Origin of the sequence: Streptomyces sp. NPDC058877 (genome assembly GCF_042742855.1) — a bacterium.
In the GTDB taxonomy this organism is placed as follows: domain Bacteria; phylum Actinomycetota; class Actinomycetes; order Streptomycetales; family Streptomycetaceae; genus Streptomyces.
Window position 1 is genome coordinate 1 of sequence record NZ_JBHYMF010000243.1, and the last position, 9,233, is coordinate 9,233.

At 74.3% G+C, this 9,233-nt stretch carries 8 protein-coding genes and 1 riboswitch; of the genes, 7 read left to right on the top strand and 1 reads right to left on the bottom strand.

Going from position 1 to position 9,233, the window contains the following annotated elements; genetic code table 11:
- The first annotated feature begins 84 nt into the window (after window positions 1-84).
- Window positions 85-227: riboswitch (cobalamin riboswitch) on the top strand.
- Window positions 228-258: 31 nt separating this feature from the next.
- The 5 genes from ACFW2Y_RS32385 (at window position 259) to ACFW2Y_RS32405 (ending at window position 6,883) form a co-directional block, all read left to right on the top strand.
- Complete coding sequence (locus ACFW2Y_RS32385) at window positions 259-1,239, top strand: cobalamin biosynthesis protein (RefSeq protein ID WP_384886232.1); 981 nt, start codon at window positions 259-261, stop codon at window positions 1,237-1,239.
- Window positions 1,236-2,744 carry a cobyric acid synthase gene (locus tag ACFW2Y_RS32390; RefSeq protein ID WP_384886235.1) on the top strand — a complete coding sequence of 503 codons (1,509 nt, stop codon included), beginning with the start codon at window positions 1,236-1,238 and terminating at the stop codon, window positions 2,742-2,744. The genes ACFW2Y_RS32385 and ACFW2Y_RS32390 overlap by 4 nt, the downstream gene beginning before the upstream one ends.
- A 136-nt stretch (window positions 2,745-2,880) precedes the next feature.
- On the top strand, window positions 2,881-4,911 hold the full coding sequence (locus tag ACFW2Y_RS32395) for a putative cobaltochelatase (protein ID WP_384886237.1): 2,031 nt from the start codon (window positions 2,881-2,883) through the stop codon (window positions 4,909-4,911).
- Complete coding sequence (gene cobO, locus ACFW2Y_RS32400; RefSeq protein WP_384886240.1) at window positions 4,911-5,519, top strand: cob(I)yrinic acid a,c-diamide adenosyltransferase; 609 nt, start codon at window positions 4,911-4,913, stop codon at window positions 5,517-5,519. Before ACFW2Y_RS32395 ends, cobO begins: the two co-directional genes overlap by 1 nt.
- Complete coding sequence (locus ACFW2Y_RS32405; RefSeq protein ID WP_384886243.1) at window positions 5,513-6,883, top strand: cobyrinate a,c-diamide synthase; 1,371 nt, start codon at window positions 5,513-5,515, stop codon at window positions 6,881-6,883. The genes cobO and ACFW2Y_RS32405 overlap by 7 nt, the downstream gene beginning before the upstream one ends.
- Window positions 6,884-6,885: 2 nt before the next feature.
- Here the strand turns inward: ACFW2Y_RS32405 and ACFW2Y_RS32410 are convergent, their stop codons facing one another.
- Entirely contained in the window at window positions 6,886-7,614 is a 729-nt protein-coding gene (locus ACFW2Y_RS32410) for a ZIP family metal transporter (protein ID WP_384886247.1), read from the bottom strand.
- A 42-nt stretch (window positions 7,615-7,656) separates the two neighbouring features.
- Here ACFW2Y_RS32410 and ACFW2Y_RS32415 point away from each other — a divergent pair, with 42 nt between their 5' ends.
- Both ACFW2Y_RS32415 and cobC read left to right on the top strand, forming a co-directional pair.
- Window positions 7,657-8,187, top strand: coding sequence for a cobalamin biosynthesis protein (locus tag ACFW2Y_RS32415; RefSeq protein ID WP_384886252.1), 531 nt, complete (start codon window positions 7,657-7,659; stop codon window positions 8,185-8,187).
- Window positions 8,138-9,196, top strand: coding sequence for an Rv2231c family pyridoxal phosphate-dependent protein CobC (cobC, locus tag ACFW2Y_RS32420; RefSeq protein ID WP_384886249.1), 1,059 nt, complete (start codon window positions 8,138-8,140; stop codon window positions 9,194-9,196). The genes ACFW2Y_RS32415 and cobC overlap by 50 nt, the downstream gene beginning before the upstream one ends.
- Window positions 9,197-9,233: the final 37 nt, after the last annotated feature.

A 9,233-nucleotide genomic window follows, 5' to 3' on the forward strand; every position in this document is an offset into this window, starting at 1 on the left:
GCACCTTCGGGTGCGGGCCGCCCGGCCGTCGTGTTTGTGGTGCTTCGCACAGTGACCCGTTGCAGGTCAAGGGTGAGTTGACGGCTGTTCTCGGGCCGTGGTGGACTGCCGAGGCCATACGGCTGCAGGAGAGGAAGTCCGGTGCGAATCCGGCGCGGTCCCGCCACTGTGACCGGATCCCAGGGGTCCGGGAGTCAGGAACTCTCGCCGCCGGTCACGTCGATCCAGGGCGCGGACCCTGAGTGAGGACAGAGCGCCATGCCCGGCCGCGGCCGCAGCGTCTCCAGAAGCAGAGCCACCGGTGTCTTCGCGTACGGCGCGGCGGTCGGTCTCGCCCTCGACCGGGTCCTCGCGGATCCGCGCCGGGGGCACCCCGTCGCCGCGTTCGGCCGTACGGCCTCGGCCGTCGAGCGGGTCCTCTGGCGCGACCACCGCGGGTGGGGCGCACTGCACGCGGTCGTCTGCGCCGGAACCGTGGCGACGGCCGGGGCGGTCGCCGCCCGTGCAGTGCGGAACGACCGTGCCGCATCCGTCGCGCTCACCGCCGCCGCCGTCTGGTCCGTCGTCGGCGGCACCACCCTGGGACGCGAGGCCCGCACCATCGGAGGGGCGCTCGCCGCCGGGGACCTGGAGGCCGCCCGTGAGCGACTGCCGCACCTGTGCGGACGCGACCCGCATTCCCTGGACGGCCCCGCGATGGCCCGCGCGGTCGTCGAGTCGGTCGCCGAGAACACCTCCGACGCCGTGGTCGGCGCCCTCTTCTGGGGCGCCGCCGCGGGCGTACCGGGCCTCCTCGGCTTCCGCGCCGTCAACACCCTCGACGCGATGGTCGGCCACAAGTCCGACCGGTACCGCCGCTTCGGTTGGGCCTCGGCCCGCCTCGACGACCTCGCCGGCTGGCCCGGGGCCCGACTGACCGCCGTCCTCGCCGCCGTCGCCGGGGACGACCCGCGCGGGGCCGTACGGGCCTGGCGGGCCGACGCGGCGAAGCACCCGAGCCCCAATGCGGGCCCGGTCGAAGCCTCCTTCGCCGGCGCGCTCGGTGTACGGCTCGGCGGCACCCTCGCGTACGGCGGACGGGTCGAGCACCGACCCGTCCTGAACGGAACGGGGCGGCCCGTGGAGGTCGCCGACATCGACCGGGCGGTCCGGCTGTCCCGCCGGGTGACCTGGCTGACCCTGGTCGCCTGCGCGGGCGGTCGCGCGATCGCCGGAGCCTTGAAGGGGAGGAAGGCATGAGGGGTGGGGGGCTGCTCGTCGCCGGGACCACGTCCGACGCGGGCAAGAGCGTGGTCACGGCCGGCATCTGCCGCTGGCTGGTGCGGCAGGGCGTGAAGGTCGCGCCGTTCAAGGGGCAGAACATGTCCCTGAACTCCTTCGTCACCCGGGAGGGCGCCGAGATCGGCCGGGCGCAGGCCATGCAGGCCCAAGCCGCCCGGGTCGAGCCGAGCGCGCTCATGAACCCGGTACTGCTCAAGCCCGGCAGCGACCGCTCCAGCCAGGTCGTGCTCATGGGCAAGCCGGTGGGAGAGCTGAGTGCCCGCGGATATCACGGGGGCCGGCAGAAGGAACTCTTCGAGCCGGTCCTGGCGTGCCTGGAGGAGCTCCGGGGCACGTACGACGCCGTGATCTGCGAAGGGGCCGGCAGCCCGGCCGAAATCAATCTGCGGCGCACGGACATCGTGAACATGGGCATAGCGCGGGCCGCAGGGCTGCCCGTGGTGGTGGTCGGGGACATCGACCGGGGAGGGGTCTTCGCCCAGTTCTTCGGCACGACGGCCCTGCTCGCACCCGAGGACCAGGCGCTCGTCGCGGGCTATCTGGTCAACAAGTTCCGGGGCGACGTGACGCTCCTCGAACCGGGCCTCGACATGCTGCACGGCCTGACCGGGCGCCGCACGCTGGGCGTCCTGCCGTACGCACACGGGCTGGGCATCGACGAAGAGGACGGCCTGCGCGTCTCCCTGCGGGGCACGGTCCGCGAGTCGGTCGTGGCACCGCCGGTCGGCGCGGACGTCCTGCGGGTCGCCGTGTGCGCCGTACCGCTGATGTCCAACTTCACGGACGTGGACGCGCTGGCCGCCGAGCCGGGCGTCGTCGTCCGGTTCGTCGACCGGCCCGAGGAACTGGTCGACGCGGACCTCGTCGTCGTGCCCGGCACCCGGGGCACGGTCAGGGCCCTGGCCTGGCTGCGGGAGCGCGGCCTCGCGGACGCCCTGGCCCTGCGGGCCGCCGAAGGGCGGCCGGTGCTCGGGATCTGCGGCGGCTTCCAGGCCCTGGGCGAGCGCATCGAGGACGAGGTCGAGTCGAAGGCCGGCCTCGTCGACGGGCTGGGGCTGCTGCCCGTACGGGTCCGTTTCGGGATCGAGAAGGTCCTCGCCCGCCCGGTCGGCGAAGCCCTCGGCGAACGGGTCGAGGGGTACGAGATCCACCACGGCGTGGCGGACGTACGGGGTGGGGAGCCGTTCCTCGACGGCTGCCGGGTCGGCTCCGTGTGGGGCACCCACTGGCACGGCTCCCTGGAGAGCGACGGATTCCGCCGGGCGTTCCTGCGGGAGGTCGCGGCGGCTTCGGGACGACGGTTCGTACCGGCGCCGGACACCTCGTTCGGCGCGCTGCGGGAAGAGCAGCTCGACCGGCTCGGCGACCTGATCGAGGAGCACGCCGACACGGACGCGCTGCTGCGGCTGATCGAGGGCGGTGCACCGTCGGGACTGCCCTTCGTGCCGCCGGGCGCGCCGTGACCCGGGGAGTGCCCGACCCCCGGCCGGGCCGGAGCTCCCGCCCCCACCCGCCGAACGGCTCCGGCCGACGGCAAGCGATGGACCCGTCGTCGGCGACCGCCGGCGGACGGAACGGACGTGAGGGAAGGAAGACCCGATGAGCACCCGGTATCCGTTCACTGCCGTCGTCGGCATGGACGACCTGCGGCTCTCGCTGCTGCTCAACGCCGTCAGTCCGGCCGTGGGCGGGGTCCTCGTGCGGGGCGAGAAGGGAACCGCCAAGTCCACGGCCGTGCGTGCACTGGCCGAGCTGCTGCCGGAGGTGCCGGTGATCGCCGGTTGCCGGTTCAGCTGTGCCCCGGAGGCGCCCGATCACAGCTGCCCGGACGGGCCGCACGAGGACGCGCCCGGGGCCTCCCGGCCCGCGCGGATGGTCGAACTGCCCGTCGGTGCCTCGGAGGACCGGCTCGTCGGTGCGCTCGACATCGAGCGGGCACTGGCCGAGGGCGTGAAGGCCTTCGAGCCGGGCCTCCTCGCCGCCGCGCACCGGGGCATCCTCTACGTGGACGAGGTCAACCTGCTCTCCGACCACCTGATCGACCACCTCCTCGACGCCGCCGCGATGGGGGCCTCGCACGTCGAGCGCGAAGGCGTCTCGGTGCGGCACGCCGCCCGGTTCCTGCTCGTCGGAACCATGAACCCCGAGGAGGGGGAGCTCCGGCCGCAGCTGCTCGACCGCTTCGGGCTGACCGTGGAGGTGGCCGCGTCGCGGGATCCGGAGCAGCGGGTGGAGGTGGTCCGGCGGCGCCTCGCCTTCGAGGACGACCCGGTGGACTTCGCCGCCCGCTGGGCCGGTGAAGAGGCCGCACTGCGGGACCGGGTCGTCGCCGCCCGCGCCCTGCTCCCACAGGTGACGCTCGGGGACGCGGTGCTGCTCCAGATCGCCGCGACCTGTGCCGCGTTCGAGGTGGACGGCATGCGCGCCGACATCGTGATGGCCCGCACGGCGACCGCGCTCGCCGCCTGGGCGGGGCGGACCGGGGTCACCTCGGAGGACGTGCGGCAGGCCGCCCTGCTGGCGCTCCCCCATCGACGGCGGCGCTCGCCCTTCGACGCGCCCGGCCTGGACGAGGACAAGCTCGACGAGACCCTGGAGCAGTTCAAGGGCGACGACGAGGACCCGGAGCCGGACGGCCCGGGCGACGGTGGCCCCGGTGGCGGCGGTCCGGACGGCGGCGGGGTTCCGCCGCAGGGCGAGGGGCCGGCGCCCCGGGACGTGCCGGCGCCCGACGACCTCCCCGCTTCCGGCGGGCAGCCCGCTCCCGCTCCCGGCCCCGGTGAGCGCGCCGCCGTGCAGGCCGCCGAGCCCTTCCGCACGAAGGTGCTGAGCGTGCCCGGTCTCGGCGAGGGCGCGGCCGGGCGTCGCTCCCGCGCCCGCACCGAGCACGGCCGCACCACCGGATCCACCCGCCCCCGGGGCGCGCTGACCAAGCTGCACCTGGCCGCGACCGTCCGGGCCGCCGCCCCGCACCAGCGGGCGCGCGGCCGGTCCGGGCCCGGTCTGGTGGTCCGCAGGGACGACCTGCGGCAGGCGACCCGGGAGGGCCGGGAGGGCAACCTGGTGCTGTTCGCCGTGGACGCTTCGGGCTCGATGGCCGCCCGGCAGCGGATGAGCGCCGTCAAGGGCGCGGTGCTCTCGCTCCTGCTCGACGCGTACCAGCGACGCGACAAGGTCGGTCTGGTCACCTTCCGGGGGCGCGACGCCGAGGTCGCGCTGCCTCCGACCTCCTCCGTGGACGCCGCCGCCGCCCGGCTCGAAGAGCTCCCGACGGGCGGCCGGACCCCGCTGTCCGCCGGTCTGCTCAAGGCCCACGAGGTGCTGCGGGTCGAACGGCTGCGGGACCCCTCGCGCCGCCCCCTGCTCGTCGTCGTGACCGACGGCCGGGCGACCGGCGGCGCCGACCCGGTGGGCCTCGCGGCCCGTGCCGCACGGCTGCACGCCGCCGAGGGCACGGCCGCGGTGGTCGTGGACTGCGAGAGCGGACCGGTGCGGCTGGGCCTCGCGGGCACCCTGGCGCGCGAACTCGGCGGCACCGCCGTCACCTTGGACGAGCTGCGCGCCGATTCGATCGCCGGCCTCGTCAGAGACGTACAGGCAGCAGGACAGACAAGCAGGAGGGCCGCATAATGCCGCAGGGACAGCCGACCGTCGTGCCCGACGACGGCCTGACCACCCGTCAGCGTCGGAACCGGGCGCTGGTGATGGTGCACACCGGTGTGGGCAAGGGGAAGTCGACCGCCGCGTTCGGCATGGCGCTGCGCGCCTGGAACCAGGGCTGGCCGATCGGGGTGTTCCAGTTCGTCAAGTCCGCCAAGTGGCGGGTCGGCGAGGAGAACGCCCTCAAGGTGCTCGGCGAGACCGGCAAGGGCGGCACCGTCACCTGGAACAAGATGGGCGAGGGCTGGTCCTGGATCCAGCGCGAGGTGGCCGAGGGCGAGCAGTCGCACGAGGACAAGGCCCGCGAGGGCTGGGAGCAGGTCAAGCGGGACCTGGCCGAGGAGAAGTACACGTTCTACGTCCTCGACGAGTTCGCCTACTTGCTGCACTGGGGTTGGATCGACGTCAAGGAGGTCGTCGAGGTGCTGCGCGACCGTCCCGGGCAGCAGCACGTCGTCATCACCGGCCGCAACGCGCCGCAGGAGCTCGTGGACTTCGCCGATCTCGTCACCGACATGTCCAAGGTCAAGCACCCGATGGACGCCGGTCAGAAGGGCCAGCGGGGCATCGAGTGGTAGCACGTCTCGTCATCGCCGCGCCTTCCTCCGGCGCGGGCAAGACCACGGTCGCGACCGGCCTGATGGCCGCGTTCGCGGGCCGTGGTCTGGCCGTCTCCCCGCACAAGGTCGGGCCCGACTACATCGACCCGGGCTACCACGCGCTCGCGACCGGCCGGCCGGGGCGCAACCTCGACGCGTACATGTGCGGCACGGGACTGATCGCGCCGCTCTTCGCCCACGGGGCGCGCGGCTGCGACCTGGCCGTGGTCGAGGGGGTCATGGGCCTGTACGACGGGGCCGCCGATCAGGGCGAACTGGCGTCCACCGCACAGGTGGCGAAGCTGCTCAAGGCGCCGGTGGTGCTCGTGGTCGACGCCTCCTCGCAGTCCCGGTCGGTGGCGGCACTGGTACACGGCTTCGCCTCCTGGGACCCGGAGGTGCGGATCGGGGGCGTGGTCCTCAACAAGGTCGCGACGGACCGGCACGAGCACCTGCTGCGGGAAGCGCTCGGGGAATCGGGAGTGCCGGTCCTCGGCGTCCTGCGGCGGGCGCCCGCGGTCGCCACGCCGTCGCGGCACCTGGGGCTCGTGCCGGTGGCCGAGCGGCAGGCCCAGGCGGTGGAGGCGGTGGCCGCACAGGCGGAGCAGGTGCGGGCCGGCTGTGACTTGGACGCCCTGTGGGCGCTCGCCCGGTCGGCACCGCCGTTGCCCGTCGAGCCCTGGGCACCGGAGGCCGCCGGCCGGGCGGGCGCGAGCGGTTCCGGCACACCGGCGGAGCGGTCGTCCGCACCGAGGGTGGCAGTGGCCGGCGGAGCCGCCTTCACCTTCTCGTACGCCGAGCACGCGGAGTTGCTGCGGGCGGCCGGGGCCGAGGTCGTGACCTTCGATCCGCTGCGGGACGAAGCCCTCCCCGAGGGCACCCGCGGGCTCGTCATCGGGGGTGGTTTCCCCGAGGTGTACGGCCCCGAGCTGTCCGCCAACGAGCGTCTCCGCAAGGCCGTCGCCGAGCTCGCCGCCTCCGGGGCGCCCGTCGTCGCCGAGTGCGCCGGGCTCCTCTACCTGGCGCGGTCCCTCGACGGCGCGCCCATGTGCGGGGTGCTCGACGCCGACGCACGGATGTCGGAACGGCTGACGCTGGGGTACCGGGACGCGGTCGCGGTGAGCGACAGCGTCCTGGTGCCGGCCGGGGCACGGATGCGGGGGCACGAGTTCCACCGCACCGTGATCGAGCCGGATGCCGGGGCGCGGGCGGCCTGGGGGCTGCGGCAGCCGGTGCGGCGGGTGGAGGGCTTCGTGCAGGACGGGGTCCACGCCAGCTACGTGCACACCCACTGGGCGGGGTCCCCCGAGGTCGCCGTGCGGTTCGTGGAGCACTGCGCGTGAGGTCAGCCGCCGGAGACGCCCACCACGAGCCAGATGAAGGCCACGCCCGCCACCGTGCACAGCAGGGTGGAACGGGCGGGGTGCGCGTGGTGGGCCTCCGGCAGGATCTCGGCGGCGGCGAGGTAGAGCAGGGCGCCGCCGAAGAAGCCGAGATAGCTGCCGAGCAATTCCTCCGGAAGGGTGAACAGCAGGGTGGAGGCGGCACCGAGGAGCGGGGCGACGGCGTCCGCGACGAGCATCGCGAGGGCCCTGCGGCGGGCGTTCCCGTAGAGGCTCGTGATCGTGTACGTGTTGAAGCCGTCGGCGAAGTCATGGGTGATCACGGCGAGCGCGACGGTGGCCCCCATGCCGCCGCCGACCTGGAAGGCGGCACCGAGCGCGACGCCGTCCATGAGGCTGTGGAGGACCATCGCGGAGGCCGCCGTGAGTCCGACCTGGGGAACCCTCTCATCGGCTCCGACGCCGTGTGCCGCCCGGCGCACGGCGAGCAGGCGCTCGACGACGTGGGCGAAGAGGAAGCCCCCGACGAAGAGCAGCAGGGCCTCCGGAACGCCGAAGACCTCGTGGCCCGCGGCCTCCAGGGCCTCGGGCAGGAGGTCGAGTCCGACGACGCCGAGCATGAGTCCACCGGCGAGGCCGAGGACGAGGTGGCGGCGGTCGGTGACGCGTCCGGCGACCCAGCCGCCGAAGAGCGTCATGAGGAACGCGCCGAGCGCGACGACTACTGCCATGGGGCTTTGCTATCGGATGGGACACCGGACGTGCACCTCGGCATGGGGGCCAGGGCAGGGGTTGCGGTGGAGGAGGTGCTCGGGCTGATCGGCGCGGCGCTGCGGGAGGCCGGGCTGGCGGTCGAGCGGGTGCGGTCGGTCGGCACGCTCGACGCCCGCACCGCGGAGCCGGGGATCGTGGCGGCAGCCGCACGGCTCGGGGTGCCGGTGCGGGGGTTCACGGCGGAGGAGCTCGCCGCCGTGCCCGTACCGAACCCGTCGACGCTGCCGCTGGCCAGGACGGGGACGGCATCCGTGGCGGAGGCAGCGGCGCTGCTGGCGGCGGGCGGCACCGGGGCGGGCGCGATGCTGCTCTTACCCAAGCGGAAAACCCGACGCGCAACGTGCGCAATAGCCGGATTTGCGTCTTTCCGTCCATACGAAGTGACGTCTGTCGCACGGTTGTTGCCCTTGACGCCCGGGTACATCGCTGGCGAGCCTGGCTCACCCCCCACCATCCCCCCTCACCCCCCACACGGCGGCCATGGACACCCACACCCACCCCGACGCACACGACCTGCGCCACCACGGTGACGCCGAGGTCCGGGACGAGAAGCTCGTCGACCTGGCGGTCAACGTCCGGACGGGCACCCCGCCGGACTGGCTGCGGAAGCGGATCACCGACTCCCTGACCGGCCTCGCGGCCTACCCGGACGGCCGGGCAGCACGGGCGGCGGTCGCCGAGCGGCACGACCTGCCCCCGCAGCGGGTGCTCCTGACGGCCGGAGCCGCCGAGGCGTTCGTGCTGCTCGCACGGGCGCTTCCGATACGGCGGCCGGTGGTGGTGCACCCCCAGTTCACCGAGCCGGAAGCGGCGCTGCGGGACGCGGGCCACGAGGTGGACCGGGTGCTGCTGCGCGCGGAGGACGGCTTCCGGTTGGACCCGGCACAGGTGCCGGAGGACGCCGACCTGGTGGTGATCGGGAATCCGACGAACCCGACGTCCGTGCTGCACCCGGCGGCCTCGATCGCCTCGCTTGCCCGCCCCGGGCGGATCCTGGTCGTGGACGAGGCCTTCATGGACGCGGTGCCGGGCGAGCGGGAATCGTTGGCCGGCCGGACCGACGTGCCCGGGCTCGTGGTGCTGCGGAGCCTCACCAAGACCTGGGGGCTCGCCGGCCTGCGGATCGGCTACGCACTGGCCGAGCCGGAGACGATAGCGGCACTGGAGCGGACGCAGCCCCTGTGGCCCGTGTCGACACCGGCCCTGGTGGCGGCCGAAGCCTGCATGTCGCGGGCGGCGCTCGCGGAGGCGGAATACGCGGCGCACCGGATCGGCGTGGAGCGGTCCCACCTGCTGGCCGGGCTTGCGGAGTTCGACGAGGTGCGGACGGTCGCGGGGGCCGAGGGTCCCTTCGTCCTGTTGCGGATCGACGGAGCGGACGCCGTCCGGGAGCGGCTGCGCTCGCTCGGATTCGCCGCCCGGCGGGGCGACACCTTCCCGGGGCTCGACCGGAACTGGCTGCGGCTCGCGGTGCGCGACCGGGTGACGACGAACCGGTTCTTGCAGGCGCTCGATCAGGCACTCCTGATGGGCGGTTGACCGGCCGCTCGACGCGCACGCGGAAGGGCCGGGGAGG